This window comes from Frondihabitans sp. PAMC 28766 (genome assembly GCF_001577365.1).
Classification (GTDB): Bacteria; Actinomycetota; Actinomycetes; order Actinomycetales; family Microbacteriaceae; genus Frondihabitans.
In genome coordinates, this window is sequence record NZ_CP014513.1 from 3,482,330 (window position 1) to 3,508,203 (window position 25,874).

The following is a 25,874-nucleotide window of genomic DNA, read 5'->3' on the forward strand; positions in this document are numbered from 1 at the left end:
GGCGTCCACGAGCAGCTCTCGCCGGCCCCGCCCAATCCAGTCGCCCGCTCGATGCCCTCGAGCCCCGGCGACGAGTTCACCTCCATGACCAGCGGCTCGTCACGGCCCTCGAGCAGGTCGACTCCTGCGACCCGAAAGCCCATGATCTTCGCCGACCGCACCGCCGACCCGATCGAGCACCATCCTGACGGGGATCTTGCTTAAACGTTTCAATCCTTCTAAAGTCGGCGGTGACGCACGAACCACACTGACGAAGGAGTCACGTAATGAGTTCCGAAGCACCCACCGCACCTGGCCCACGTCAGCGGGTTCCCGGCCGCTATTGGAGAATCGCCGCTCTCTCCGGGATGGCGTCGTACCTCGACTCCGGCATCCTCGTCGGGGTCTCGGTCTGTCTCGCCATCTGGGCCACCCACTACGACCTGTCGGTGTGGGCACTCGGCTCCATGAGCGCGATCCTCACCGTCTGCATCGCAATCGGCTCTCTGTTCGGAGGCCGCCTCGGCGACGTGTTCGGCCGCAGGCTCGTCTACGGCTTCGACATCGCCTTCTATGCGCTCGGTGCCGTCGTCATCGTGCTGGCCCCCAACGCAGTCGTGCTCTTCATCGGGATCATCATCGTCGGCCTCGCTGCGGGAGCCGACCTCCCGACGTCGCTCGCCGTCGTGTCCGACGCCGTGCCCACGTGGGCGCGAGGTCGTCTCATCAGCTTCACCCAGACCATGTGGACGATCGGAATCCTGGTCGCGATCGGGCTGGGTCTCGTCACCTCCAAGATGGGCTTCGTCGGCACGAAGATCGTGATCGGTCAGCTGGCGGTCGTGGCGATCGCGACCTGGATCCTGCGCTCCCGCCTGAAGCTCGAAGACCACAGCGCCGAGCAGGAACAAGCCGTCGCCGACACGATCGGCCTCGAAGTCCCGAAGGGCATCTCGCTGAAGAACCTGCTGACCCGCTCGGTCATGATCCCCATGATCGCGACATTCGGCTTCTACGTGCTCTGGGGAATCGCCGCCAACACCTTCGGCCAGTTCGGCACGTACTTCTTCGTCACGGTCAGCGGTGCCTCTCAGACGCTCGCCACCGGCATCGGCCTGGCAGTCGTGCCGCTGGGAATCATCACATCGCTCGTCTTCGTCCGATTCGCCGACTCCAAATGGCGCGACCGGATCTTCTTCTTCGCCGCGGCCCTCCAGATCATCGCGTTCCTCATCGGCGCCATCTCGGGAGGTGCGCTGCTGCTCGCGATGCTGGTCTTCTACATCCTCTACAACATCGTCAACACGTTCGCGGGCGAGGCCAACTACAAGGTCTGGTCGCAGCTCCTCTTCCCGCCGGACACGCGCGGCACCGCCCAGGGCCTGACCTACTCCATTGCCCGCGGGGTGTTCGCGGTCGTCGCGCTCTTCACTCCCGCGATCCTGGCTTGGAACCCGTCGTTCCTCCTCTGGGGTCTGGTGATCTGCATCGCCGGGTCGTCGGCGATCGGTGCCGTGATCGTGCGCCGCCTCGTGCCGAACGCACCCGCCGTCGTCGTCGCCGAACTGGAAGGCGGCTCGGGCCCGTCGCCGATCTCGAGCGTCGTGCCCGTCGTCAGGGTTCCTCGGCGACAGCGCGCCCACTCAGACCACTGACCTCGTTCCATCACCCCAGAAAGGACACCGATGTCTCTCAGCACCTTCACCCGCAAGCGCGCCCCGCAGCTCATCCCCCGCGTCGCCATCGACTGGTCGAAAGCGGCCGGGGTCTCCAAGACCACCGCCACCCTGCAGGTCGTCGTCAACGAGAAGCTCATGCCCGGCGAGGCCGTCCGCGAGGGCGCCTACCGCGCCTTCCGCGAGCTCGACGCCGACCATGTCCGCTACGTGCCGTGGTTCCCCTACCCGCACCAGTCCGTCGCCGAGCTCGAGCCGCCGACCGAGACGACGACGTCGTGGGATTTCACGCACGTCGACCCGCCGACCATCGACTTCCTGGAGGCGACGAAGGGTCGCAACCCGATCCTCAACTTCTCGACGATCCCCGGCTGGATGTTCGTCGACGGCCAGCCTGACTACCCGGCCGACCCGCGCGAGATCTTCTTCCCCTACAACCTCGGTGTCGACCTCGTCGACCCGACCGGCAAGCAGCTCGGCGACTACTTCGAGCGCCTCGTCTCCTGGTACACGAAGGGCGGCCTGACCGACGAGCACGGCGTCTGGCACGAGTCCGGGCATCATTACGAGCTGCCGTTCTGGGAAGTGCTCAACGAGGCCGACTTCGAGCACGAGACAACCCCGCAGTCGTACACCGAGCGCTACGACATCATCGTCGAGGCGATCCGCCGCGTCAGCCCCGAGACGAAGTTCGTCGGCCTTGGCCTCGCCCGGCCCGGCCAAGACCCCGAATACTTCGAGTACTTCCTCGACCCGGCGAACCACCGCGACGGCATCCCCCTCGACTGGATCTCGTACCACTTCTATGCGCACCCGGTGCTCGCCGAGACCTTCGACGAGTGGCAGCACAGCCTCTTCGCCCAGGCCGACGGGTTCGTCACGACCGTGCGATGGATCGAGTCGGTGCGCAAGCGCCTCTCGCCGTCCACGAAGACGATGATCAACGAGGTCGGTATCATCCTGGCCGAAGACGAGTTGACGGCCCACGGCGCCGATATGGGAGAGCCGGACTTCCCCGTCGAGTACTGGAACCTCGCCGGCGCGCTCTACGCGCACCTGGTCGTCGAGCTCACACGCCTCGGCATCGACGCGATCGGCGAATCGCAGCTCGTCGGCTACCCCGGCCAATTCCCCAGCGTCTCGATGGTCGACTGGAACGACGGGTCGCCGAATGCGCGGTTCCGCGTACTCCAGCTGCTGCGCGAGTCGATCGTGCCCGGCGACATCCTGATTCAGGATCCCCTCGAGGCAGCGACCGGCGGTCGCGCGGCAACCCTCGGCGTGCCCGACCGCCTGCCGTTCGTGCACGACGGCGAGCGGCGCGTACTGCTCGTCAACCGCACCGGCGAGACGGCCACGACCGAGCTGCCCGGGGCCGTCGGAGGGACCCTGCGCGTGGTCGACACGGCTACTGCCGGCGACCCCATCGGCACGGCGACCGTCGGTTCGGAGACCGTGGAGCTCGGCCCCTACGCCGTCGCCTGCGTCCGATTCCCGGTCGCATGACGCCAAGAGACACCGAAGGACGGCCCGCGGCTTCGGCTGCGGGCCGCGCCTGCTTCCTCATGCGCGTGCGACTCGACCGCCTGGAGCCGTACCTCGAGGCCCACCAGCACGTCTGGGCCGAGATGCAGGAAGCGCTGCGGCGGGCCGGCTGGCGCGACTACGCCCTCTTCGTCGACCGTGCGACCGGGCTCGTCGTCGGCACCCTCCGGTCGGGGGACTTCGCCGCAGCCCAGGCCAGGATGGCCGATGAGGACGTCAACACGCGCTGGCAGGCAGCCATGGGCGACTGGTTCGCCCCCGTGGACGAGCGCACGGCCCCCGGCGACATCGTGGAACTCGAGGAGTACTTCCACCTCGACTGACGCCGCTCCCCTCCCCGCCCGTTTTACCTATGGGTAGCGCCCTCCCGCACAGTTATTTCTGTGCGGCGGGGCGCTACCCATAGGTAAAACGGAAGGGGGGAGAGGTCAGACCTGGCGGAAGTCGATGCCGAGCAGCTCTGCCGCAGCGGCGTAGTCGGCCGATCGGTGCCCGATCGACAGCGACCAGTGGTGGCCGATGCCGGTCTGGCTCCAGCGGTCGACCCACTCGCCGGGGTGCATGCCGAAGTCGACCCGGCTGGTCGTGTTGCCGATCGCGAGCAGAGGCCCGGGCACGACGTCGCCCTCGGAGGCGACCAGGGCCAGCGCCCCGTCGCGATCCTGCCCGAGACCGAGCAGGGTGACCGGCCCGGGCTGCACGTCGAACTCGACCGAGACGCCCCAGCCGCGCTTGCCGTGGTAAACACCGAGCCCGCGAAGCAGCGGGTCGTGCGACGACACGGCCAGGTGCGCCGGGCCGTCGTGGCCCATCTCGACCACGCCGTCCTCGAAGTTGATCGCCTGGATCTCGGTGAACGAACCGCCGGCGCCGACGCTCTGCGTGATCATCTGCGCGACCGTGGTGCGGAGCTCGTACTCGCCGGTGGTCGGCACGCCGCGAGCGGTGAGCAAGGAGGCGCCCAGGATCATGCCGGCGCCGAGCCGCTCGTGCTGCTCGCCGTTGAGACCCCGGTGGTAGTAGGCGAGAGAATCCAGGTCGAAGTCCTCCTGAAGTCGATCGAGACCGACCGAGACCTTCGCGCCCCACGCGAAGTCGCCGTCGTCCACCGAGTCGTCGATGGTGAAGATCTCACGAGCGAGCTCCATTCGCGCCTCGGTCTCGGCGTCGGTCACCTTCTCGACCCGCACACGGAGGTCGTCGAACTCGAGCGCCTCGACGTGCGAGCCGAACGTCGTCGGCAGGAGGGTGAGATCGGTCGAGACGTCGAGCATGCCCGGGTAGAGGTGCCCCATCAGGCCGTGCCGGGCGTGCCGCAGGCCGGCCCGAACGCCGGCTGCGGTGACCCACCGCTCGATGCGCCGCCACGAGTAGTCCTCTTCGAGCCAGCCCGAGACGGAGCGGAACGGGATGCCCGCACGGCGGAAGACGTTGCCGACCTCGGGCACAGGGCACTGCCCGCAGTATGCCAGCCAGAGCCCCGTGTCGAACGACGCGTGGTCCATCTTGGGACTCGGCTGCAGGTCGATGATGAGCACCGGAGCGCCGGTGCGCTGCGCGATCGGCAGCACCATCGAAGAGGTGAGGTAGGTGGTCAGGTAGACAACGATGAGGTCGCAGTCGACGAGCCGCAACCTCTCCGCCGCCAGGGCCGCCTCCTGGTCGTCCGAGACGAACCCCACGTCGGTGACGTCGGCGTCGAGCTTCTCGAACCGGTCGCCGACGTAGGCGGCGCACTGCTGCAGCTGCGGCAGGAGCCCGGGGAACTGCGGCCAGTAGGTGCCGAGGCCACCGGCCACGAGGCCGATGCGGGTGCGGCGCCGGCTATGGGCAGGCAGCAGGCGTTCGAGCTCGGCGGTCGGAGAGGTGGTCGTGGTGGTGGTCATCGTCGTCCCTGTCTTTAATCGTTTGAATTATGCGCCCTCGACAACCTGAAGGCAATCGCGCCGAGCCGGGTACTTGGCGCCCCGCCACGACTTAAGATGGCCGGATGAGCCCCGACAAGCCGCGTCAGATCGGGTTGACCGCCGTCGCCAAAGAAGCGGGCGTCTCGATCGCCACCGTGTCGAACACGCTCAACCGGCCCGACATCGTCTCGCCGGCGACCCGAGCCCGCGTTCTCGAGGCGATCGACCGGATGGACTTCGTGCCGAACGTCGCCGCCGCGACGCTCCGCCGCGGCAACAACCGCCTCATCGGTCTGGTGGTGCCCGACATCACGAACCCGTTCTATTCGGAGATCGCCCGGGGCGTGGCCGCCGCCTGCGATGACCACCGCTACGGCATGATCCTGTGCAACAGCCAGGACGACCCTCGGCGCGAGCGCGACCAGCTCGAGATGCTGGCAGAGCACCGGGCGGCCGGAGCCCTCGTCGTACCGCTCACCGCAGACGAGAAGCGCCTGGCGCGGCTTCGCAGCCTCGGCACGCACCTCGTGCTGATCGACCGCACGAGCGACGACGGCTGCTCCACGTCGATCGACGACGTGCTGGGCGGCAGGATCGCGGCGCAGCACCTGCTCGATACCCGCGGCACCGCGTTCGCCGTGGTCAACGGACCGCACGGGATCCCTCAGTGCGCCGATCGCCGTCGGGGCGCGCAGGCCGCTCTCGCGGCAGTCACCGGAGACGACGACGGTCTCGTGGAATACGAGGTGCCCGAGATGACGACGGAGGCGGGTGTCGAGGTGGTCGATCGCATCCTGAGCACCTCAGGCCCCCGGCCCACCGGCATCATGTGCACAAACGACCAACTCGCAATCGGTGTGATCCGCGGGCTCGCCGAGCACGGCATCTCGGTGCCGGGCGACGTGTCGGTGGTGGGCTACGGCGATCTGGCGATCGCCGCCGACGCGCCGATCCCGCTGACCACCATCGACCAGCCGAAGTACGCGCTCGGACGCGCGGCGGTCGAGATGCTCATGGGCGAGATCGAAGAGAAGGAAGACGCCCATCGCCATGCGACGAGCGTCTTCCGTCCTTCTTTGATCGTGCGGGTGTCAGCACCCGCCGCCTGACACCGGGGGTCAGGCGGTGACGCCGATCGTCTTCGCGTCGATGACGAAGCGGTAGCGCACGTCAGAGCCCACGACGCGCTCCCACGCCTCGTTGACGTAGTCGGCCGAGATCAGCTCGGTCTCGGGCACGATGCCGTGCTGGGCGCAGAAGTCGAGCATCTCCTGCGTCTCGAGGATGCCGCCGATGCTCGAGCCGGCGAACGAGCGGCGGTTGTTGAACAGGGTGAACGCCTGGACGGGCAGCGGCTCGGCGGGGGCGCCCACGCTGACGAGGGTGCCGTCGAAGGTGAGGAGGCCGAGGTAGGCGTTGATGTCGATGAGGGCCGACACGGTGTTGATGATCAGGTCGTAGGTGTTCGCCTTCTCGGTGAACACGGTGCCGTCGCCGGTGGCGTAGTAGTGGTCGGCTCCGAGACGGAGGCCGTCCTCCTTCTTCGACAGGCCCTGCGAGAGCACGGTGACCTCGGCGCCCAGAGCGTGCGCGATCTTGACGGCCATGTGGCCGAGGCCACCCATTCCGACGACGGCGATCTTCTTGCCGGGGCCGGCGTTCCAGTGCTTGAGCGGCGAGTAGACGGTGATGCCGGCGCAGAGCAGCGGCGCGACGGCGGCGTAGTCGAGGTTCTCGGGGATGCGGAGGACGAAGTCCTCGGTCACGACGACGTGGGTCGAGTAGCCGCCCTGCGTGATGGTGCCGTCGGCGGGGTCGACGCCTCCGAAGGTCTGGATGTTGCCCTTCAGGCAGTACTGCTCTTGCCCGGCGAGGCAGTTGGCGCACTCGCGGCACGAGTTGACCATGCAGCCGACGCCGACGCGCTCGCCGACCTTGTAGCGGGAGACCTCGGATCCTGTCTCGGTCACGACACCGACGATCTCGTGCCCGACGACCTGCGGGTACGAGATGGGGCCCCACTCGCCGCGGGCGAAGTGGATGTCGGAGTGGCAGATGCCGGCGTAGTCGATGGCGATCAGGACGTCTTTGGGGCCGACGGCGCGGCGCTCGATGGTGGTCAGGGCGACGGGTTCGGTGGCGGAGGGAGCTGCCCAGGCAGCGACGGTGGTCGTGGTCTTTTCCATGCTTCCACGTTACCGACAGCTGTTGTGAAGAACGGGGTTGCATCAGTACCCCTCAGGAGGGAATAGGCCGAGGGCGGATAGTGGGGGCATGACCTCTCCTACGGACGACCCCGACACCGACGTCTTCGCCTCGGGCGTGCTCGAGCGCGGCGCACCCAAGCTGCGCTTCCCCGGCCCCGAGCAGGAGCCGCGCGAGGTGTACCAGCTGGTGCGCGACGAACTGCTGCTCGACGGGGTGGCCCGGATGAACCTGGCCACCTTCACGACCACGTGGGTCGAGCCGGAGGTGCGGCGGCTGATGGCCGAGTCGCTCGAGAAGAACATCGTCGACAAAGACGAGTACCCGCAGACGGCCGAGCTCGAGACGCGGTGCGTGCACATGCTCGCCGACCTCTTCCACTCCCCCGAGGCGGCGACGACGCGCGGCACGTCGACGACGGGTTCGAGCGAGGCAGCCATGCTCGGCGGCCTCGCGGCGAAGTGGCGGTGGAAGGCGCACAGGATCACAGAGGGTCTCCCAACCGCGTCGCCCAACATCGTCACCGGGCCGGTGCAGGTCTGCTGGGAGAAGTTCGCGCGCTACTTCGACGTCGAGATGCGCCAGGCGCCGATGAACTCGGGCCACGTGCTCACTCCGGCCCAGGTGCTCGACCGTGTCGACGAGAACACGATCGCCGTGGTCGTCACCTTCGGCCAGACGTTCACCGGCCTCTTCGAAGACGTCGTCGCGATCAGCGCCGCACTCGACGACCTCCAGGCCCGCACGGGGCTCGACGTCGACATCCACGTCGACGCGGCGAGCGGCGGCTTCGTCGCGCCGTTCTGCGCCCCCGACGTGGTGTGGGACTTCAGGATGCCACGGGTCAAGTCGATCAACGTCTCCGGCCACAAGACGGGGCTCGCACCCCTCGGCAGCGGCTGGATCGTGTGGCGCGAGACCGCTGACCTCCCCGACGAGCTCGTCTTCGACGTCAACTACCTCGGCGGCCAGATGCCGACCTTCAACCTCAACTTCTCGCGGCCCGGCGGGCAGGTGATCTCGTCGTACTACAACTTCGTGCGGCTCGGGCGGGAGGGCTACGAGAAGGTGCAGCGCGCGTGCTACCTCGTCGCCCAGCACCTCGCCGAGGGGGTGGAGGCGACGGGGCGTTTCGACATCGCGTTCGGCGGCGACCCGCAGCGGGGCATCCCGGCAGTCGCGTGGACGCTGCGGTCGGGTGACGGCGGCGCCGATCCTGCCTGGAATCTCTTCGACCTGGCCGAAGAGCTGCGCACCCGCGGCTGGCTGGTGCCGGCCTACACGCTTCCGGCCGACCAGCAGGAGGTCGTGCTGCAGCGGATCGTCGTGCGGCACGGCCTCAGCGTCGACATGGCCGATCTGCTGCTCGTCGACCTCGCGGCCGCGATCGCGAAGCTCGACTCGCGGCCGCCGTCGCGGTCTCTCGCGCCGGGCGAGGGGGCGTCGTTCAACCACGACGCCACAGCGGCGGTGCCGGATGGCGCGCCCGCGGTATCGAGGTCGGCCAGCTGAACGGACCGCCCGTGGCATGATCGAACCTCATGGGGCCGGGCGAGACGATCACGTGCGCCGGGCTGCGGCACGAGTACGTGGTCGACGGCGAGCCCGTGCCGGCTCTCGACGGCATCGAGCTCACTGTTCCGGGCGGCACGTCGGCGGCGATCGCCGGGCCGTCGGGCTCGGGCAAGTCGACACTGTTGACTTTGCTCGCGGGCCTGCAACGGCCCACCTCCGGCACCATCCACCTCGGCGAGACCGATCTCACGGCACTCAGCGAGCGTGAGCTGCTGCGAGTCCGGGCGACACGCCTGGCCGTCGTGGCGCAGAACCCGTATCGCAACCTCCTCCCCTACGCCAGCAGCCTCGACAACCTGGAGTTCGCCCAGCGCGCCCCCCGCAGCCACGGCCGCCGCGACCTGCCCGCGCTGCTGCCCCTGCTCGACGAGCTGGGGCTCGCCCACCTCGCGGGCACCCGCTGCGACCGGCTCTCAGGGGGCGAACGCCAGCGGCTCGCCCTCGCGGCAGCCCTCGCCACCGGGCCGACCGCACTCGTCACCGACGAGCCGACCAGCCAGCTCGACCACGTCAACCGCGCCGCCGTGGCCGACCTCCTGGTCGCGATCTGCGCCGGCCGCGGGATTACGGTCGTCGCGGTCACCCACGACCGCGACCTCGCGTCGCGACTGGGGCGCACGGTGACGATCGACAGCGGGCGGATCAGCGAAGCATGAGCGAGCCGGCGTTCTCCACCTCCGCGCCACTCGTCGGCACCGGGATCCGCTACGAGCGCGACGGCCGCGTGATCCTCGACGGCGTCTCGATCAGCGCCCCGGCCGGCGCCGTGACCGCTGTCACCGGGCCGTCGGGGTCGGGCAAGTCGACCCTGCTGGCGATCCTGACGGGTCTCGAACAGGCCGACAGCGGCTCGGTCGACAACCCGTACCCACCCGAGGCGACGTCGCTTATCCTGCAGGCCTACGGGCTGGTGAGCCTGCTCACGGCGGCCGAGAACGTCGAGATGGCGGTGCAGCACGACGCCGGGCTCTCGGTGCGGGAGGTCCGGGCGCGAGCCGCCGATGCCCTCGAGCTCGTCGGCCTCACGGCGGTGGCCGACCACCTCGCCGAGGCGCTGTCGGGCGGCCAGCAGCAGCGAGTCGCAGTGGCGCGGGCGCTCGTGAGCCGCCCTCGGCTGGTGGTGGCCGACGAATTCACCGCCGAGCTCGACCACGCCACCCGCGATCGCATGTTCGGCCTGCTGCAGCAGATCGCCCGAGACGGCGGCACGGTGCTCGTCGCGACGCACGACACCGACCTCGCGGGGCGCGCCGATCGCGTGCACGATCTGGCTGGGCTCGCGGGCCGTCGACGGGGCCGGCACGCGGCCGACACGGGCGCAGGGCACGACGGGGCCGCTGGATCCGACACGGGCCCAGGATCCGACGGGGCCGCCCCGTGAGCCGCTTCGGCCTGGCCGCGCGCGGGCTCCGCTGGCGCTGGCCGATGTCGACCGCCCTCTTCGTCGCCGCCGTGGTGACCGCCGCCGGGGCCGCGCTCGGCCCGCTGTACGCGCAGGCCGCCTCGGAGTCGACCCTCCGCGACGGGCTGACGCAGGCGGCCCCGGCCGAGAGCGGGCTGCAGTTCGAGGCGTCGCGCGTGTCGGGCGGCGTGACGGAGAACACGCTGAGCCTCGCCCAGATCGACTCGTCGCTCGCCGACGCGCCGGCGGCCGGCTCCATTCCCGGCTATTCGCGCAAGATCTCGACGCTGTCGCTCTACGAGAAGAGCATCAACGGGGCATCCGCCTCGCAGGGTGTCGGGCAGACGGCGCTCGTCTGGCGGCAGGGCTTCTGCGGCCAGGTGCGCTTCACCGCGGGGCGCTGCCCGACGGCGGTCGGCGAGGCCGCTGTCTCAGCACGGACGGCGGCGAGCGCCGGCGATGACTGGAAAGTCGGCGACACTCTCAGCCTCGCGACCGGCGGCACGGTGCGGGTCGTCGGCGTCTACCAGGCCGACGACCTGCAGTCGCCTTACTGGTCGGGGCGCGATTACTTCGAGGCGCACGCGAATGCCAAACCCCCGCCCTCGGTCGACACCCTGTTCGTGGCACGCCGCACGCTGACGACGAACCCGTCGGCCTTCTTGCAGGGCTCCGAGGACTACCCGCTCGACCCGTCGTCGATCCGGTTGAAAGACGTCCCGGCGCTGCGGGCTCAGGTCACCGCACTGCAGAAGCGCTTCGCCGACGAGTCGCAAGTCACCATCGGCACGAAGATCACGCACGTGCTCGACGAGGCGGCGCACCAGCGCGCTCTGGTGAACGTGAGCGCCCTGATCGTGACGGCGCAGCTCACGCTGCTCGGCTGGCTGGTGCTCTTTCTGATGATGATCGACGCCGTCGAGGCCCGCGGCGCCGAGATCGCGCTGGCGAAGCTGCGGGGGCTCTCGCCGCCCGCGATCTGGCGCTTCGGGCTGGCCGAGCCGCTCGCGGTGCTGGCCGTCGCGATGCCCGTGGGCTTCGGGCTCGGCTACGTGATCGCCAGGATCTTCTGCGGCTCTGCCCTGCTGCCGGGCACGCCGGTCGTCGTCACGGCCGAGGCTCCGGCTGCGGTCGTCGCGGCGTTCGCAGGCGGCCTGATCGCGGCCGTCGTGGCAGCAAGGCGGGTGGTGACGCGGCCGGTGCTGGCGCAGTGGCGGCGCACGACCGAGAACGTCAGGTCGTCGCGGGCCGTCTTCGTCGTCGAGATCCTGGTCTCCGCTCTCGCGGTCGGCGGGCTCGTGGTGCTCGCGGTCGACCCGGGTGCGGGGCCCCTCACGCTGCTCGCCCCGGCGCTGCTCGTCGTGGCGGCGGCCCTTCTCGGCAGTCGTCTCATCCCCCGGGCAGCCGGTGTGCTCGTGGCGCCGACACGGGCGACGCGGCGCATCGGCACCTTCCTGGCCTCGCGCCAGGTGGCTCGACGCCCCGCCGGCCTGCGTCTCGCCGTGCTGCTGGCCGCTGCCGTCGGCCTGGCGTGCTTCGGAGTAGCCGGCGAGTCGGTGGCGACCAACAACCGCGCGGTGCGCTCGGACGCTGAAGTCGGCGCGCAGACCTCGGTCTCGATCCAGTACAGCCCCGCCGTCGACCCTGTGAACGCCGTCCGCCGGGCCGACCCCGACGGCACCTGGGCGGCCGCTGCGGCGACCTGGCTGCCCGACGGCGGCGCGGTCAACGGAACGGTGCTGGGCGTCGACGCGTCGCGGATCCGAGCAGTCGGCGAAGCGGCCCGCGGCGGCCCCTCGGTCGACGAGATCTACCGCGACATCCACTCCGACGTCGTGCCCGCCCTGACCGTGACAGGCACCAGGATCCGCGCGACGATCACCGGCTCGGGCATCGCCCCGGCGGCCGCCCCCATCGTGCAGTTCAATCTGCTCGACAAAGCGGGCACCGAGATCGACGTGCAGTCGACCGGTGTCGTCGAAGGGACACACCAGTACGCCGCCACGATCCCCTGTGCGAAGGGATGCTCGTTCGTCGGCCTGACCTGGGACCGCCCGATCACGCTGCCCGGCACGATGAAGGGCACGCTCACGCTCCACGGTCTCGACGCCGGCACCGGCAGCAGCAGAGCGCTCCACCCGCTCGCCGCCCGGCTCACGCAGCCGGAGGCCTGGCGTCTCAAGGTGCCACAGGGCCAGGCGACCGACCACGTGACGGTCGATCGCGACGGCGTCCACGATCGGTTCGCCGCGTACAACGGCGGCTTCGGGGGCATCGTGTACGCCTCCACCCCGTATCCGATCCCTCTCGTCGCCACCCCCACGGGGATGGTCGCGGGCCAGGTGTCGCACGCGCGGGGCGTCATGGACGGCTACAACAACACGGCCCCCGTCGAGGTGAAGAGCTACAGCCCCGTGCTGCCGGTCGTCCTCGACTTCGGGGTCGTGGCCGACCTCACGGCGCTGCGAACACAGCTGCCCGAGTTCGACGGCGAGGCGAGCTGGCAGGTGTGGCTCGGCCCGCACGCACCACCTGATGCGGTGACGCTGCTGAAGAGGCAGGGCCTCACGGTCGAGAGTGTCTCGACGACGAGCGCGCGCGAGGCCGACTACGCCCGCCAGGCCCCGGGGCTCTCCCTCCTGCTGCTCCTGCTCGCGTCGTTCATCGGGGCCTTCCTCGCGATGGGGGCGACCGCGGTGTCGATCGCAGCGACCTCGCGTCGGCGCTCGTACGAGATGGCGGCGCTGCGCGTGCTCCGCATCCCTCGGGCCGCGCTCTACCGGGCGGCTGTCCTCGAGCAGGCGATCCTCCTCGGCGGGGCGACCGTGATCGGGCTTCCTGCGGGCATCGTCGCGGCGCTCGTGGCCCTGCCGCTTCTGCCCGGGTTCGCCACGACCACCCCTGTGCACCTCGACTTCGTGCCGACGGCGCCGCCGATCATCGCCTTCGCGCTGGCCTTCGCCATGCTCGTCGGGGCGACGGCGCTGATCGCGGCCGCCACAGTGGTGCGCCAGGCGAAGGCGTCACGGTTGCGCGAGGGCGAAGAGTGATCGCTCGGGCGTAGCCGATCACGGCAGGATCGACGTCGTCGCGACATGCAGACGCCGGTCGACATGGATCAGGTGGCCGGGCTCCACCGCCCGCCAGCCGTCTTCGTCGTCCATGCGCTCGCTCGCCACCACCACGCTGGGCGTGCTGTCGAGAGGGGCGGAGCGCACCGCGAGGTGCGAGCCGCGGGCGTCGAGCCCGTCGCCGGGCACGGTGCGGCCCGCCTCGGCGTCCTGCGCGCCTGTGCCGCCGGCAGGGCGCTCGAGCACGAAGAGCGTGTCGAGCGCCGGATGGCGGAAGGCCCACAGGTCGGTCGCCGTGGCGAGCACGAAGTTGAGCGAGACGACGGTGAGGTGGGCGACCACCCAGGCGACGGCCTCGGTGATGCCCGCCTCGACGTGACCGTCGTGCGCGCGGATCAGCGCGGTGATGAGAGCGAAGAAGCGCTCGCTGTCGGTGTCGCCGTGCACGAGACCCATCGCGTCGAGATCCTGCAAACGGGCTTCGAGGCGCGGTAGGTCGCCGAGGGCGCCGTTGTGGGCGAAGAGACGGTCGTCTTGGGTGAAGGGGTGCGAGTTCGTCGCCGCGACCGCGCCGGTCGTCGCGTGGCGCACGTGAGCGACGAAGGTGGTGCCGATCAGCTCGTGGGCCTCGCGAACGAAGCCCGGGTCTTCGTAGGCGGGCAGAACACCCTTGTCGACGGTCGCCGCGCCATCGATCCCGAAGGCCCCGATGCCGAATCCGTCGGCGTTGCGCGCGCTCTGCCGTTCGAGGCTGTCCGGCGCCTCCACCAGCCAGAAGTCGGCACGGACCACGTTTTCACCGGCATGAAGCCCGAACAGCCTGCACATCGCGGCCCTACCTTCTCTCGTGAGGCCACTCTGCTCCTGCAGCGACGGGCATGCGCCGAGCTAGCGGACGATGCCCATGCCATCGACGCGACCCGGGGTGCGCGGCGCGGCGAGGGCCCCTGCGCCGGCGGCTCGTCGAACGATGCCCGAGCCGGTCACCCGAGAGGCACCGCGAACAGGACGCGAGACGGTCGGGTCGGCCTCGAGGCGCACGATGCCGGCACCCGAGACGCGACCGGCGCCTCGAGCCGGGCGAGCGATCGCCGGGTCGGCGGCGGCGCGGCGGATGCCGTGACCGGAGACTCGACCGGTCGCTGCGCGACGGGCTGCCGCACGGCGAGCCGCCTGGCGGGAGCCTCGGTGAGTGGAGATGTCGATAGAAGCCGTAGTCATGGCCTGTTCCCTTCGAATAGAACCAACTGAATGGTTCTATTCTAGCTCCCGGACCCGGCGCCCGTCCCGGCGATGAGAATACGTGCAGTCTCGACCACACGTGCCCGGTAGCGCTCCTTGACCTGTGCCTCGTCGAGGGTGCCGTAGATCATGCGCACGACCTGGGGCGCCGCGACGAACCAGTACGCCATCGAGATGAGGCTGAGGAAGATCGATTCGGCATCGGATCCGGGGCCGGTGGCTTCGCGGATCACCGCGACCCGGCGCTGGTGGTACTGCTCGCGGTCGTCGAAACCGGGCGCTGCCGCTGGTTCGAAGTGCATGCCCTCGTGTTCGTAGAGCCGCACGATGTCGGGGTGCGAGGTGACGAAATCGAAGAGTGCTCCGGCGTAACCCGGCACATCCTCGGGGGTGAGCGCCACGCTCTCGGCAAGCTGTCCGAGCCGATCCTGCAGGGCCGCGGCGAAGAGGCTCTCCTTATTGCCGTAGTACGAGTAGATCGCCGTCTTGTTGACGCCGGCCCGGGCAGCGATCTTGTCGACGCGAGCGCCGTCGATCCCGCTCGCCGCGAACTCGATCGCGGCCGCGTCGAGCACGAGCCGCGCAGTGGCAGCACTGTCGTAACGCCTGGGCATGGGCTGCTCCTCTGTCGACCGGTCGCCGCGAAAAGAAACGACCAGTCGCATCGTAGCGAGGCTTGACGCCGCGCGGGTTCGAGGCCACTGTGACCACACACCGATGATGGAGGCGCGCCATGGCCGCAGGCACCGAGTCCGACCCCTGGCGACTGCGCACGGCCCCCGGCTCGTCGGAGTACACGATGCGCGTCGACGACGCCGCCGAGCCGCACGAGCTGGTCTGCCAGGTCGGCTCGACGACTCTGCGCTACGACCTCCGCGCCATCGACGATCTCCACGCCTGGCTGCTCGACGCCGACGACTGGGTTCCGCTCGGCGCGGCCGACGAGAAGAAAGAGGCGACCGCCGGCACCGTCGAGGCCTGGGGGCGGTCGGAGAGCAACCCGGTCGGCGGCTGGTACGGGCTGCGCAAGGGCTACCGCGGGCGGTTCGGCATGTACCTGCCGCCGCTGCTCGAAGAGCTCGGCCTCGCCGAGCTCACCCACGAACCGCGCGACAACAGCGTGCGCGGCCTGCCGAGGCCCTGAGGCCGGGCGGGGCCCTGGGCGTCAGACCCCGAGCACTCGGTGCAGCCACGCGACGCGCGCTGCCCGCGCCTCGAGCGACAGCCGGGCCTGGGGGCTCAGCGCGTCGAAGCCGTGGAACCCCCCTGGCCAGACGTGCAACTCGGCGACGCCGCCCTGCTCCCAGATCCTTGTCGCATAGGCGACGTCTTCGTCACGGAACACCTCGGCCGAGGCGCAGTCGACGAACGTCGGAGGCAGACCGGTGAGGTCGGTGGCTCGGGCGGGGGCTGCGTAGATCGAGACGGCGTCGGTCTTCCGCCGATCGCCCAGCAGGGCGTCCCAGCCGGTGTCGTTGCTGCCGCGATCCCAGACGCCGATCCTGTCGATCTGATGGCTCGACACCGTCTCGTTGCGGTCGTCGATCATCGGGTAGATGAGGAGCGACGCGGCGAGCTCAGGGCCGTGCTCGTCGCGGGCCTTGAGGCTGACTCCCGCGGCCAGCCCGCCGCCGGCGCTCGCGCCCGCGATGACCAGCTTGTCGGGGGCGAAGCCGAGCTCGTCGGCGTGCTCCGACATCCACACCAGCCCCGCGTACGAGTCGTTCACCGGTGTCGGGTCGGGGAATTCAGGGGCGAGGCGGTACTCGACCGAGACGACCACGGCGTCGAAGTGCTCGACCCAGTCGAGGTACTCGTCGGCGCCCGTGAAACGGTCGCCGATGATCATGCCGCCGCCGTGCGTGTGGAAGATTCCCGGGCCCCCGGTCACGTGGTCGGCCTTGCGGAAGATCGACAGCGTGACTTCGCCGCCCTCAACGGGGATCGAGCGCTCGTCGTGCTCGATCGCGCGACCCTGCAAGAGGTCGGAGACCTCCGGGATGGGGATGCCGCCGCGCATGGCGGGAATCATCTCGGGGGTGAGAGTCGATGGCATCGCATCGCCGATGGCGGCGAGCACCGCGCCGAGTTCGGGGTCGAAGGGCGGAACACGAAGGACGGTGTCGGACAAGGTGACCTCCATTGGTCGGGCCACTGCACTGTGGCTGAGTCGAGTATGCGACTCGCCCAACGCCTCCGACAAGACCTGCTGCTGGTCAATGCAGGGCGATGGCCAGCGCAGGGTGACGGGGTCAATGCAGGGCGCCGACCGACAGATCCTGCGTGCCCGAGCAGGCGGTCGCGGCCGAGTTCTTATTCGTCACGAACAGCGACGCCTTCTGGCCGGGCGGGTAGACGCGGAAGCCGTCTGAGGGCTTCGGGTCGCAGTTCGGCGCGTTGGAGGCGCGGCTGGTCACCGTCGCCTGAGCCGAGCCTCCCGGCGCCAGAGTCACCGTCGCGTGCGGCGTCGATCGATCCAACGTGGCCGCCGGGCCGATCTGCGCGCCGTCGCCGCCACCGACGGCAGACACACCAGGCCAGCCCTGCAGGGTGCACGAGACCGAGCCGCGATTGGCCAGGATGATCGGCACCGTGTCGGTCCCGGCCGCGCCAGCACCCTGCCCGAGCGAGCCGGTCAGTTCGGCTGTCGCGCACTCGGCGACAGGCGCCGCGGTCTTGGCGGTGGTCGGGGCGGGCGACGAGACCGGGCTCGACGAGGGCGAGGGCGAGGGCGACGCAGGCACCGTCACAGTCGTCGTATGAGTGGGCGTCGCCGTCTTCGTCGACGACGTGCATCCTGCCGCCCCGACGACCACTCCCGCGGCGACGACGGCAATTCCGATCTTTCCCCAAATCCCCATGCGCTCGGTCTACCACCAGCACCCTGCGGTTGCCCACACGCCAGAATGGAGGCATGAGCGCAACGACGACCCCGACGATCGCCGTGGTGGGCCCCGGTGCCATCGGCACGACCGTGGCGGCGGCGCTGCACGAGGTCGGGCGCACACCGAGGCTCTTCGGGCGCACTGCGCGCGATCACCTGCAGCTCGACGTCGACGACCGGCACATCCTCGTGCCAGGGCCCGTCGAGACCGATCCGGGGCGCGCGGGCGGCCCGGTCGACCTCGTCTTCCTCGCCGTCAAGACCACGCAGATCGAGGCAGCGGCTCCCTGGCTCGCCGCGCTGTGCGGGCCCGATACCGTCGTCTGCGCCCTCCAGAACGGCGTCGAGCAGGAGGCGATGGTGTCGCCTCACGCAGCCGGTGCGCAGGTGATCCCGTCGGTCGTCTGGTTCCCGGCCCAGGCCCAGCCCGACGGCTCCGTCTGGCTGCGCGGCCCTGCCCGGCTGACGGTGCCCGACACGGCCGCCGGCCGCGTGGTGCGCGACGCCCTCGAGGGCACCCGGTGCACGGTAGAGCTGGCCGCAGACTTCCCGTCGGTGGCCTGGCGCAAGCTGCTGCAGAACGCCGTTGCGGGGCTGCAGGCCCTGACGGGTCGCCGCGCCGGGATGTACGCGCGAGCCGACATCACCGAGCTCTCCCTGGCCTATCTCCGCGAGTGCCTCGAGGTGGCCCGCGCCGACGGCGCCGTGCTGACCGACGACGTGCCCGACGAGATCGTCGCCTACTTCCAGGCGTTCCCGCCCGACGTCGGCACGTCGATCCTGGTCGACCGCGAGCAGGGTCGGCCGCTCGAGTGGGACATCCGCAACGGGGTGGTGCAGCGTCGGGCGCGGGCCCGTGGCATCCTGACGCCCATCAGCGACGTGCTCGTGCCGCTTCTCGCCGCCGCGAGCGACGGGCCCGGCTGACCCCGACCAGCGCCACCCGGTTGGTGCCGCGCACGAACCAATGATTCGGCCCCCAATCACCTGGCATTCCGGCGAGACGACCGCGAGCCCGACCGCCCGGCGGCGCACGGCCCCCGTAGCGTCCGGTTCGACGGCCCGCATCCGGCGCGCCGTCGGAAGGGACCCCCGGGTATGGTGCGTCGCAGCAACCGTCGGCTGACGATCGTGTCGATCGTGGTGTTCGTCGTCGTCATCGCGTTCGCCTTCCGGCTCGTCGACTTCCAGGTCGTCCGAGCTCGGGCCCTCGACGCCGAGTCGTCGCAGTCGCTGACCGTTCACCAGACGATCACAGGCGACCGAGGCGACATCACGACCAGCGACGGCACGCCTCTGGCTGCGACCGTCCTCCGCTACGACGTCACGGCGGCACCGGTCGACGCCTCGACGTTCACGCGGACGGTCGGCAAGAAGACCACGAAGGTGACCGTCGCAACCGCCATGAACGAGGTGGCCGCGGCCACGGGCGCCACTGCACAGACGCTCACCTCCGACATCACGGCGAACAAGAAGGCCGACTTCGCCTCGCTCGTCAAGAGCATCACCGTGGCGCAGTATCAGGCCGTCACGGCCCTTCACATCCCCTACGTCTATCTCGTGAAAGACTCCACGCGGTCGTACCCGGACGGCGCAGTGGCCGGCAACCTCGTCGGCTTCGTCGGCGACTCCGGCGCCCAGGCGGGCCTCGAGCTGCAGCAGAACAAGTGCCTCGCCGGCACCAACGGGTCGGAGACCTACGAGACCGGAGCCGACGGCGTCGAGCTGCCCGGCACGGCGACCGTCACCAAGAAGCCCGTCGCGGGGGGCACGGTCACGACCACGATCAGCGGCACGCTGCAGTATCTCGTGCAGAACGACCTCGCCACCCAGGCGAAGGCCCTGGGCGCCCAGTCGGCCACGGCGATCGTCGTGAAGGTCTCGAACGGCGACCTCGAGAGCGTCGCCGACTGGCCGAGCGTCGACCCGAACAACGTCGACGGCAGCTCGTCGAGCGACCTCTACTCGAAGGCCTTCACCGACCTGTACGAACCAGGATCGACGATGAAGGGCCTCGTCGCATCGGCCCTGCTGAACACCGGCAAGGCCACTCCGACCACCCAGGCGACCGTGCCCGACCAGCGCACCTTCCCCTGGGGGGCGTGATCGACGATGCCGAGACGCACCCCGTCGAGCACCTGACCCTGACCGGCGTCCTTGCGAACTCGTCGAACGTGGGCATCTCGCTGCTCGGCCAGGCCCTGAGCGAACAGACGCGCTACGACTACATGGAGAAGTTCGGGCTGGGCTCCCCCTCGGCGGTCGGCTTCCCCGGCGAGCCCACCGCGCCTCTCAAGCCGGTCTCGCAGTGGGACAAGCAGACCGACTACAACAGCATGTTCGGGCAGGGCGTCTCGGCCACTGCGATCCAGATGGCCGGTGCCTACCAGGCGATTGCGAACCACGGCGTGAAGATGCCGCTGACGCTGGTGCAGAAGTGCACGAGCAGCAACGGGACGGTGACCGAAACGCCGTCGAGCACGGGGACGCAGGTCGTTTCGGCGAGCGCCGCCGACCAGGTCGTGCAGATGCTGCAGAGCACCCTCACCACCGGCACCCTGAGTTCGATGACACCGATCTCCGGATACCAGCTCTCCGCGAAGTCGGGCACGGCGCAGGTCGCCGACGCACCGGGCGGCGGCTACGGCGACGACTACATCACGTCGGTCGCCGGCATGATCCCCGCGGTGAACCCGCAGTACGTCGTGCTCGTCACGATGACCAAGCCGACGGTCAACAAGACCTCGGCCGGGGTCGGGCCGGCCTTCCGCGAGATCGCGTCCGACGTGATCCAGCACTTCAGCATCCCGCCGACCACGAACCCGCGGGCCAACCTCCCCACGACGTGGTGAGACCCGGTTGCCCCGAACCGCTCACCCGCCTACGCGCGGCCGGCGGCGAGCAGGATCTCGAGCACCGTCGCGCGCAGCTCCGGGGCGACCGCCTCGACGAGGTGAGCCCGCACGGCGCGGGCGTGCGCCGGCAACGCCGCCGCTATCGCCGCCCTGCCCGGGGCGGTCAGCTGCGCCATCGCGTTCGACGGGCCGGACGAATGGCGCACGACGAGATCACGCTCCTGCATTCGCGCCAGCTGATGCGACAGGCGGCTCTTCTGCCAGCCCAGTGAGCGCGCCAGGTCGACCTGGCGCATCGCACCCTCGTGCAGGCGCAGCCGATCGAGCACGCCGAACTCCGCGCCCGTCAACCCTGCTGCATCCTGAATCTCCTTCTCGACGGCAGCCGTGACGGCCTCGGACGCGCCTTTGAACGCGTGCCACAGGGCCAGCTCGTCGTCGCGCAGCGGCGGGGTGGAATCCATGGCGAACGCCCTTCAGGTTGACATGACAACCGTACCAGTGCATCGTGGTTGACATGACAACCTCAATTCACGTCGCACCCAAGGTCGCCATCGTGACCGGAGCCTCCGGCGAACTCGGCCGCGCCATCAGCCGCCGGCTTGCACACGACGGGCTCGCCGTCATCGTGCACTTCGCGAGAAACGAAGGGCCTGCCCTCGATCTGGTCGACCAGATCGCGGGCGCCGCGGGCCGAGCCGTCGCCGTCGGCGGCGACGTCGCCGAGTCGGCCACGTTCGAGAGACTCTTCGACGCCGCCGAGACCCACTTCGGCGGGGCCGACGTGCTCGTCAACAACGCCGGGCTCAGCCGTCTCGGGCCCCTCGCGGCCGCGTCGGACGCCGACTACGACGCCGTGTTCGACGCGAGTGCCCGGGGCACCCTGAACGGCCTCCGAGCAGCGACCGACCGACTGCGCGACGGCGGGCGGGTGATCACCCTCTCGACGACGTCGCTGGCGGCGACCACACCCGGGATGGGCGTCTACATGGCCGCGAAGGCCGCCGTCGAGTCACTCACTCGCACTGGCGCGAAAGAGCTCGCCCCTCGAGGCATCACCGTGAACGCCATCGCGCCGGGGCCATCGCCTCGCCGATGTTCTTCGACGGCAAGACGGACGAGCAGGTGGCGACGATCACCCGCTCGCATCCTGCCGGCCGTCTCGGCTCGCCCGACGACATCGCCGCCGCTGTCTCTCTGCTCAGCGGCGACGATGCGGCCTGGATCAGCGGCCAGATCATCCGGGTCAACGGCGGCATCGCCTAGCGAGCGGTCACCGGGGTCGTCCTACTGGATGTGCCGGCCGATCAGGCTGAGGTCGGCGGCGCTCGAGCGGCCGTCCGCGGTGTTCGCCTGATGCCAGTACGGGTACGGCAGGGGCGTTGCGCTCGCCGCGTCGAGGCGCGCGATCTCCTCGGCGGTCAGCTGCACGTCGGCCGCGCCGAGGCTGTCGGTGAGCTGCTCCTCCGTCCGGGCACCGACGATCACGCTCGTCACGCCCGGCTTGGCCAGTGTCCAGGCCAGGCCCGCCTGCGTGGCCGAGACGCCGTGATCCTCGGCGATCTGCACGAGCGCTTCGATGGTGTCGTAGAGGCGGTCTTCGTCGTAGATGGGCGGCTCCGACCAGCCTTCGAAGCGGCGCGAGCCCTCCGGCACGTCCTGCCCGCGGCGGTATTTGCCGGTCAGCAGTCCACCGGCGAGGGGGCTCCAGACCAGGATCCCGAGACCCTGGTCGAGCGAGATCGGCACCAGCTCGTTCTCGGCGTCGCGCGACTGCAGCGAGTAGTAGATCTGCTGGCTGGCGAAGTGCTCGAACCCCTTCGCGTCGGAGGCCCAGAGCGCCTTCATCAGGTGCCAGCCCGAGAAGTTCGAGGCCCCGACGTAGCGCACCTTACCCGAGCGGACGAGGTCGTCGAGCGCGCCGAGCGTCTCCTCCAGCGGGGTCGAGCCGTCCCAGCCGTGCAGTTGGTACAGGTCGATGTAGTCGGTGCCGAGGCGGCGCAGGCTGTCTTCGGCGGCCTTCACGATGTGGTGGCGCGAGAGACCGCCGTCGTTCGGGCCCTCCCCCATGCCGCCGCGCACCTTCGTCGCGATCAGCACCTCGTCGCGCTTCGAGCCGAGGGCCTGACCCAGGATCTCCTCGGAGGCACCCTCCGAGTAGACATCGGCGGTGTCGATCAGGTTGACTCCTGCGCCTTTGGCGATGTCGATCTGCCGCCTGGCCCCGTCGACGTCGATGTGCCCGATGGGGCTCGCCCAGCCGGTACCGGCGAAGCCCATCGTGCCGAGGCTGACGGTCGAGACCTGCAGGCCCGTGTTGCCCAGATGACGATATTCCATGACTAGATCGGCTCCTCACCGTCGCTGCTGTCGCTGCTGTCCGTGTCTGCGTCGCCGCCGACACCGCGGCTGAGCCCGCCGGTGTAGATCGAGCCCACGTCGGTCTCTTGGTCGTCATCGTGCTCACCGGAGGTCTCTTCGCTGTCGCCGACCAGGTCGCCGGCCAGGCCGTTGGTCTGGTCGAAGCCCACGACGGGCTCGGTGGCCTTCGGGTCGTGTTCGGTGGGTTCTGTCGCGTCGGTCATCATCGACTCCTTCGTCTGCGCGCCGCGGGTGGGGCGCTCGTCCCAGCCAACGCCCGTCCGCGCCGGTGCGCCCGGTCGCGTGGCGCCCAGTCGCATCGCGACCGGTCGCATCGCGACCGGTCGCATCGCGCCCGGTCGAGCACTCGGCGCACGATGCGAGCAAAATGATCGCAAGCTGTTCCCCCTCGCCCGAACGATGGAGTTCCTGTGCCCGCCCATTCGTCGACGTGCCTCGACGCACCACCGATCAGACCCACACACGGCCCGAAACGGGGCAATCCCGTCCGACCGGAGGTGCCTCGGCGGGGCGGCGGTCGGTCGTGAGGGAGCTGCTTCGCCCGCTGAGGCGCCGACCCGTCTGGATCACCTTCGTCGCGGCGTTCGTCGTCGGTGCCGCTCTTTTCGGCTCCATCCACCCGAAGCACCCGTCGGCCCTCGTGATTCCGGTCGTGGTCGCCGTCGCCATCGGCCTGGGCCTCCTCGCGGCCGGGCTCGCCTGCATCTTCACGAACATGCAGCTCGACCTCCGAACGGAGGTGATCGGTCGCGCCCCGCGCAGCAGCCAGTCGCGGATCCGCCGGGCGGTCGCTCGTGGCGACGCCGGTCGACTCTCGCCCGACGAGCGTGCGCTCGCCTACGAGTACGCCGACGTCTACATCGACGTGACTCCGGCGACCGTCAGCGGCACCACGCTGACGTCGGCGGGCACCACCATCCTTCTGGCATTCTCGCTGAATGTGCGAGTATCGGACCCGTGGAGCTGGTTTCACCTCGTGGCTGTTGTCGCAGGCGTCATAGCAGTCTTCGTCGGAGTACCCCTCCAAGCGAGGCGGCTGCGCAATGCGACGCGATTCGCTCACGATCCCGCTCGGCGCTACCAGGTGCACTAGATGGGCAGAGGGCGGCGACGACTCACTACGCTGAACGGGTGCCCACGCCGACCCCGCGCATCGTGATTCGGAGCACTACTGAGAGCGACTGGCCGGAGGTGCGCGCTTTCCGGCTCGAGAACGCCGCCGAACATCCGATCTCATACGGCGCGACCCTCGACACGGTGCTCGGGTTCGAGGAGGAGGCATGGCGGATGCGTGCCCGGCGGGGCGACCAAGCCGATCAGGCGTCTTTCGTCGCGATCGACGAGGTCAGCGGCGACTGGGTCGGGATGATGGCGGGCCGACTCGGCGACGAATTCGGCCAGGATCCCGTGCTGACAGGTGTGTACGTCTCGGCCGCCTACCGAGGCCGCACGTTCGGCATCGCCGATACCCTTCTCGGGCCGGTGGAGTCGTGGGCCGCTGCGCTGGCTCCCACGATTCGGCTGTGGGTCTTCGAGGGCAGCGAGCCGGCGATTCGGTTCTACCGCCGGCACGGCTACGAGCTCACCGGCCGAAGCCGGCCGCACGGGTTCGTGCCCGACGGTCGAGTGCTCGAGATGCAGCGCCGGCTGCGCCCCGCATTCGCGTCTCCGTCGCCCGGCTCGCAGGCGTGAACGTCCAACCGGACACATTGCGAGCCGAAATGTGTCCGGATGGAGGTTCAGGCCGGCGCCCCCGAGCCGCGCAAGCGGGACCTGCGGGTCAGGCGGCGCCGGGGCCCTGCGCCGCGGCAGTCGGGTCCATGTGGCCGAGCTCGAGCACGTTGCCGTCGGGGTCGGTCAGCTGCCGCTGGTACATGAAACCCAGGTCGGTCGCGGGTCGCGCCTCTGAGCCGCCGGCGGCAAGACCGTCACCGACCGCCTTGTCGACCGCGTCGCGACTGTCGAGCATGATCGACGTCGCAGCCGACACGGTGACGGCAGGATCGCCGATGGGCCGGTCGCTGAAGGTCTGGAAGTAGTCGCGCGCCAGGATCATGAAGTAGTTGTGGTCTTCTTCGACCACGACGCAGGCCGCCTTGTCGTCGGTGAAGAGCGGGTTGATAGTGAATCCGACGGCCGTGTAGAACGCCTTGGCGCGGTCCAGATCGGTCACGGGCAGGTTGACGAACATCTGAGGCATCGCCGACTCCTTGTCGTCGCTCTCGAATCGATTGCGTACACCCTGACGACAATCGGCAGCCCCGTCAAGGGCAGAAGCAGGTCGTCGCCGGAGACTCACCCCACGTCCGTGCCCAGGGGACGAACCCCGATCGCGCGCCCGAGTCGAGGGGCCACGCCTTCGAGTTCTCCGGGCGAACCACTACCACCAGTGGGCCGAGGTGTGAAAGGCCGCCGCTGTCAGGATGCCGGGTGACGGCCCACGTCGGGATGCTGCGTCACGGCCCCGTCGCCGGTCGCACCGTCATCCACGGCGGCAGCGCCGACACGATCAGGTCGAGCACGAACTCGACCTCGTCGGTCTCGGGGTGCTGGAGCCACGCCTGGATCGCCCCGGCGTAGGCGTGCCCGACGAACGAGGCGTACATCTCGACGGCGACGGCGCGGTGCGCCTCGTCGTCGAACCCGGGCACGACCGGCGCCACCCGGTACGACTCGGCGATCGACGTCTCGACCGCCGCCTGGAACCTCGTGCTGAGCAGTTGGAAGAGCTCGGGCGAGAGCCCGTCGCCCGAGGGTGACAGGTAGACGGCCCGGCGGTTGGACACATGGCGCAGGATGCCACCGAGCCGTGTGCGGACAGCCGCCGCCAGGTCATCGGCCGCCATGGGGAAGAGCGACTCGGCGTGATCCCTCGCCGCGTCGAGCTCGTCGGTCAGCGCCTGCCGGAGGAGGTCGATCGGGCTCGTCGCGTGGTTGTAGAACGTCTTGCGGCTGACCCCGGCGGCCTTGACGAGGTCGGTGACCAGGATCGCCGACGGCTCCTGCCTCGAGGCCAGATCGAGGACTGCCTCGCGCAGGGCCGTGAGACTGCGCGCAGCCCGTGGATCCACGCGCATCGTCGAGGTGCTCATCGTGCCAGAGTAGGCGACGGGGTTTTCTTATACATGTGCGTAATAGTGATAGCCTCTTT

Annotated in this window: 26 protein-coding genes and 2 pseudogenes; 15 read left to right on the forward strand and 13 right to left on the reverse strand. The window is 69.8% G+C overall.

Annotated features, from left to right (window positions below; genetic code table 11):
• Positions 1–20: 20 nt before the first annotated feature.
• Positions 21–167 (reverse strand): annotated as a pseudogene (locus AX769_RS24175) (30S ribosomal protein S6--L-glutamate ligase); the annotation flags it as partial.
• Positions 168–266: 99 nt separating this feature from the next.
• Between AX769_RS24175 and AX769_RS16660 the strand changes: the two are divergent.
• The 3 genes from AX769_RS16660 to AX769_RS16670 are packed head-to-tail and all read left to right on the forward strand — an operon-like array spanning position 267 to position 3,523.
• Complete coding sequence (locus tag AX769_RS16660) at positions 267–1,634, forward strand: MFS transporter (protein ID WP_082763881.1); 1,368 nt, start codon at positions 267–269, stop codon at positions 1,632–1,634.
• A gap of 30 nt (positions 1,635–1,664) precedes the next feature.
• Complete coding sequence (locus tag AX769_RS16665) at positions 1,665–3,161, forward strand: hypothetical protein (RefSeq protein WP_066281620.1); 1,497 nt, start codon at positions 1,665–1,667, stop codon at positions 3,159–3,161.
• Entirely contained in the window at positions 3,158–3,523 is a 366-nt protein-coding gene (locus AX769_RS16670) for an L-rhamnose mutarotase (RefSeq protein WP_066281621.1), read from the forward strand. Before AX769_RS16665 ends, AX769_RS16670 begins: the two co-directional genes overlap by 4 nt.
• A gap of 105 nt (positions 3,524–3,628) precedes the next feature.
• On the opposite strand, the gene AX769_RS16675 is transcribed toward AX769_RS16670, so the two are convergent.
• Positions 3,629–5,086, reverse strand: a complete 1,458-nt coding sequence (locus AX769_RS16675; protein ID WP_066281622.1) for an L-fucose/L-arabinose isomerase family protein — start codon at positions 5,084–5,086, stop codon at positions 3,629–3,631.
• 104 nt (positions 5,087–5,190) lie between these two features.
• Here AX769_RS16675 and AX769_RS16680 point away from each other — a divergent pair, with 104 nt between their 5' ends.
• Positions 5,191–6,216 (forward strand): LacI family DNA-binding transcriptional regulator, encoded by a 1,026-nt coding sequence (locus AX769_RS16680; protein ID WP_066281623.1) that lies wholly within the window; start codon positions 5,191–5,193, stop codon positions 6,214–6,216.
• Positions 6,217–6,225: 9 nt separating this feature from the next.
• Here the strand turns inward: AX769_RS16680 and AX769_RS16685 are convergent, their stop codons facing one another.
• On the reverse strand, positions 6,226–7,293 hold the full coding sequence (locus AX769_RS16685; protein ID WP_066281624.1) for an NAD(P)-dependent alcohol dehydrogenase: 1,068 nt from the start codon (positions 7,291–7,293) through the stop codon (positions 6,226–6,228).
• Between the two features lie 88 nt (positions 7,294–7,381).
• Here AX769_RS16685 and AX769_RS16690 point away from each other — a divergent pair, with 88 nt between their 5' ends.
• Genes AX769_RS16690 through AX769_RS16705 form a run of 4 tightly spaced genes read left to right on the forward strand, consistent with a single transcriptional unit; the run spans position 7,382 to position 13,339 of the window.
• On the forward strand, positions 7,382–8,824 hold the full coding sequence (locus AX769_RS16690) for a glutamate decarboxylase (RefSeq protein ID WP_066281627.1): 1,443 nt from the start codon (positions 7,382–7,384) through the stop codon (positions 8,822–8,824).
• A gap of 29 nt (positions 8,825–8,853) precedes the next feature.
• A complete protein-coding gene (locus AX769_RS16695) occupies positions 8,854–9,543 on the forward strand; it encodes an ATP-binding cassette domain-containing protein (protein ID WP_066281629.1) in 690 nt (229 codons plus the stop codon).
• A complete protein-coding gene (locus AX769_RS16700) occupies positions 9,540–10,268 on the forward strand; it encodes an ABC transporter ATP-binding protein (RefSeq protein WP_066281631.1) in 729 nt (242 codons plus the stop codon). The genes AX769_RS16695 and AX769_RS16700 overlap by 4 nt, the downstream gene beginning before the upstream one ends.
• The gene (locus AX769_RS16705) at positions 10,265–13,339 is read left to right on the forward strand and encodes an FtsX-like permease family protein (RefSeq protein WP_066281633.1); all 3,075 of its coding nucleotides are present in this window, start codon (positions 10,265–10,267) and stop codon (positions 13,337–13,339) included. The genes AX769_RS16700 and AX769_RS16705 overlap by 4 nt, the downstream gene beginning before the upstream one ends.
• A gap of 18 nt (positions 13,340–13,357) precedes the next feature.
• Here AX769_RS16705 and AX769_RS16710 read toward each other — a convergent pair whose 3' ends face one another.
• From AX769_RS16710 to AX769_RS16720, 3 genes are all read right to left on the reverse strand, one after another.
• A complete protein-coding gene (locus tag AX769_RS16710; protein ID WP_157887690.1) occupies positions 13,358–14,152 on the reverse strand; it encodes a class II glutamine amidotransferase in 795 nt (264 codons plus the stop codon).
• Positions 14,153–14,248: 96 nt separating this feature from the next.
• Positions 14,249–14,581 carry a hypothetical protein gene (locus AX769_RS16715; protein ID WP_066281638.1) on the reverse strand — a complete coding sequence of 111 codons (333 nt, stop codon included), beginning with the start codon at positions 14,579–14,581 and terminating at the stop codon, positions 14,249–14,251.
• Between the two features lie 41 nt (positions 14,582–14,622).
• Positions 14,623–15,216 (reverse strand): TetR/AcrR family transcriptional regulator, encoded by a 594-nt coding sequence (locus AX769_RS16720; protein ID WP_066281640.1) that lies wholly within the window; start codon positions 15,214–15,216, stop codon positions 14,623–14,625.
• A gap of 119 nt (positions 15,217–15,335) precedes the next feature.
• Between AX769_RS16720 and AX769_RS16725 the strand changes: the two genes are divergently transcribed.
• Entirely contained in the window at positions 15,336–15,746 is a 411-nt protein-coding gene (locus AX769_RS16725; protein WP_066281642.1) for a DUF6855 family protein, read from the forward strand.
• A gap of 21 nt (positions 15,747–15,767) precedes the next feature.
• Here AX769_RS16725 and AX769_RS16730 read toward each other — a convergent pair whose 3' ends face one another.
• A complete protein-coding gene (locus AX769_RS16730) occupies positions 15,768–16,733 on the reverse strand; it encodes an alpha/beta hydrolase (RefSeq protein ID WP_239451832.1) in 966 nt (321 codons plus the stop codon).
• A gap of 121 nt (positions 16,734–16,854) precedes the next feature.
• Positions 16,855–17,463, reverse strand: a complete 609-nt coding sequence (locus AX769_RS16735) for a DUF4232 domain-containing protein (protein ID WP_082763883.1) — start codon at positions 17,461–17,463, stop codon at positions 16,855–16,857.
• Positions 17,464–17,516: 53 nt separating this feature from the next.
• Here AX769_RS16735 and AX769_RS16740 point away from each other — a divergent pair, with 53 nt between their 5' ends.
• The 3 genes from AX769_RS16740 (at position 17,517) to AX769_RS25765 (ending at position 20,338) form a co-directional block, all read left to right on the forward strand.
• Positions 17,517–18,413 carry an oxidoreductase gene (locus tag AX769_RS16740; protein WP_066281648.1) on the forward strand — a complete coding sequence of 299 codons (897 nt, stop codon included), beginning with the start codon at positions 17,517–17,519 and terminating at the stop codon, positions 18,411–18,413.
• Positions 18,414–18,584: 171 nt separating this feature from the next.
• Positions 18,585–19,592, forward strand: coding sequence for a penicillin-binding transpeptidase domain-containing protein (locus tag AX769_RS25760; protein WP_066281653.1), 1,008 nt, complete (start codon positions 18,585–18,587; stop codon positions 19,590–19,592).
• The gene (locus AX769_RS25765) at positions 19,589–20,338 is read left to right on the forward strand and encodes a penicillin-binding transpeptidase domain-containing protein (protein ID WP_066281655.1); all 750 of its coding nucleotides are present in this window, start codon (positions 19,589–19,591) and stop codon (positions 20,336–20,338) included. The genes AX769_RS25760 and AX769_RS25765 overlap by 4 nt, the downstream gene beginning before the upstream one ends.
• A gap of 29 nt (positions 20,339–20,367) precedes the next feature.
• On the opposite strand, the gene AX769_RS16755 is transcribed toward AX769_RS25765, so the two are convergent.
• Complete coding sequence (locus AX769_RS16755; protein WP_066281657.1) at positions 20,368–20,805, reverse strand: MarR family transcriptional regulator; 438 nt, start codon at positions 20,803–20,805, stop codon at positions 20,368–20,370.
• Between the two features lie 53 nt (positions 20,806–20,858).
• Here AX769_RS16755 and AX769_RS16760 point away from each other — a divergent pair.
• Positions 20,859–21,607: pseudogene (locus AX769_RS16760) on the forward strand (SDR family oxidoreductase).
• Positions 21,608–21,628: 21 nt separating this feature from the next.
• On the opposite strand, the gene AX769_RS16765 reads toward AX769_RS16760, so the two are convergent.
• Positions 21,629–22,681 carry an aldo/keto reductase gene (locus AX769_RS16765; RefSeq protein ID WP_066281659.1) on the reverse strand — a complete coding sequence of 351 codons (1,053 nt, stop codon included), beginning with the start codon at positions 22,679–22,681 and terminating at the stop codon, positions 21,629–21,631.
• Positions 22,682–22,683: 2 nt separating this feature from the next.
• A complete protein-coding gene (locus AX769_RS16770) occupies positions 22,684–22,926 on the reverse strand; it encodes a hypothetical protein (RefSeq protein WP_157887691.1) in 243 nt (80 codons plus the stop codon).
• A 320-nt stretch (positions 22,927–23,246) separates the two neighbouring features.
• Between AX769_RS16770 and AX769_RS24180 the strand changes: the two genes are divergently transcribed.
• Positions 23,247–23,816, forward strand: a complete 570-nt coding sequence (locus AX769_RS24180; protein ID WP_066281664.1) for a hypothetical protein — start codon at positions 23,247–23,249, stop codon at positions 23,814–23,816.
• 38 nt (positions 23,817–23,854) lie between these two features.
• Positions 23,855–24,415, forward strand: a complete 561-nt coding sequence (locus tag AX769_RS24185) for a GNAT family N-acetyltransferase (protein WP_066281667.1) — start codon at positions 23,855–23,857, stop codon at positions 24,413–24,415.
• An 88-nt stretch (positions 24,416–24,503) separates the two neighbouring features.
• On the opposite strand, the gene AX769_RS16785 is transcribed toward AX769_RS24185, so the two are convergent.
• Positions 24,504–24,923 carry a VOC family protein gene (locus AX769_RS16785; RefSeq protein ID WP_066281669.1) on the reverse strand — a complete coding sequence of 140 codons (420 nt, stop codon included), beginning with the start codon at positions 24,921–24,923 and terminating at the stop codon, positions 24,504–24,506.
• Between the two features lie 256 nt (positions 24,924–25,179).
• Complete coding sequence (locus tag AX769_RS16790) at positions 25,180–25,815, reverse strand: TetR/AcrR family transcriptional regulator (protein WP_066281671.1); 636 nt, start codon at positions 25,813–25,815, stop codon at positions 25,180–25,182.
• Between the last annotated feature and the right edge of the window lie 59 nt (positions 25,816–25,874).

Coding starts and splice junctions, on each gene's coding strand:
- AX769_RS16680 (WP_066281623.1), top strand. CDS start 5,191: ATGAGCCCCGACAAGCCGCGTCAGATCGGGTTGACCGCCGTCGCCAAA.
- AX769_RS25760 (WP_066281653.1), top strand. CDS start 18,585: ATGGTGCGTCGCAGCAACCGTCGGCTGACGATCGTGTCGATCGTGGTG.
- AX769_RS16790 (WP_066281671.1), bottom strand. CDS start 25,815: ATGAGCACCTCGACGATGCGCGTGGATCCACGGGCTGCGCGCAGTCTC.
- AX769_RS16785 (WP_066281669.1), bottom strand. CDS start 24,923: ATGCCTCAGATGTTCGTCAACCTGCCCGTGACCGATCTGGACCGCGCC.
- AX769_RS16740 (WP_066281648.1), top strand. CDS start 17,517: ATGAGCGCAACGACGACCCCGACGATCGCCGTGGTGGGCCCCGGTGCC.
- AX769_RS16695 (WP_066281629.1), top strand. CDS start 8,854: ATGGGGCCGGGCGAGACGATCACGTGCGCCGGGCTGCGGCACGAGTAC.
- AX769_RS16765 (WP_066281659.1), bottom strand. CDS start 22,681: ATGGAATATCGTCATCTGGGCAACACGGGCCTGCAGGTCTCGACCGTC.
- AX769_RS16685 (WP_066281624.1), bottom strand. CDS start 7,293: ATGGAAAAGACCACGACCACCGTCGCTGCCTGGGCAGCTCCCTCCGCC.
- AX769_RS16675 (WP_066281622.1), bottom strand. CDS start 5,086: ATGACCACCACCACGACCACCTCTCCGACCGCCGAGCTCGAACGCCTG.
- AX769_RS16660 (WP_082763881.1), top strand. CDS start 267: ATGAGTTCCGAAGCACCCACCGCACCTGGCCCACGTCAGCGGGTTCCC.
- AX769_RS16755 (WP_066281657.1), bottom strand. CDS start 20,805: ATGGATTCCACCCCGCCGCTGCGCGACGACGAGCTGGCCCTGTGGCAC.
- AX769_RS16720 (WP_066281640.1), bottom strand. CDS start 15,216: ATGCCCAGGCGTTACGACAGTGCTGCCACTGCGCGGCTCGTGCTCGAC.
- AX769_RS16690 (WP_066281627.1), top strand. CDS start 7,382: ATGACCTCTCCTACGGACGACCCCGACACCGACGTCTTCGCCTCGGGC.
- AX769_RS16725 (WP_066281642.1), top strand. CDS start 15,336: ATGGCCGCAGGCACCGAGTCCGACCCCTGGCGACTGCGCACGGCCCCC.
- AX769_RS16700 (WP_066281631.1), top strand. CDS start 9,540: ATGAGCGAGCCGGCGTTCTCCACCTCCGCGCCACTCGTCGGCACCGGG.
- AX769_RS16770 (WP_157887691.1), bottom strand. CDS start 22,926: ATGACCGACGCGACAGAACCCACCGAACACGACCCGAAGGCCACCGAG.
- AX769_RS16715 (WP_066281638.1), bottom strand. CDS start 14,581: ATGACTACGGCTTCTATCGACATCTCCACTCACCGAGGCTCCCGCCAG.
- AX769_RS16735 (WP_082763883.1), bottom strand. CDS start 17,463: ATGGGGATTTGGGGAAAGATCGGAATTGCCGTCGTCGCCGCGGGAGTG.
- AX769_RS16665 (WP_066281620.1), top strand. CDS start 1,665: ATGTCTCTCAGCACCTTCACCCGCAAGCGCGCCCCGCAGCTCATCCCC.
- AX769_RS16670 (WP_066281621.1), top strand. CDS start 3,158: ATGACGCCAAGAGACACCGAAGGACGGCCCGCGGCTTCGGCTGCGGGC.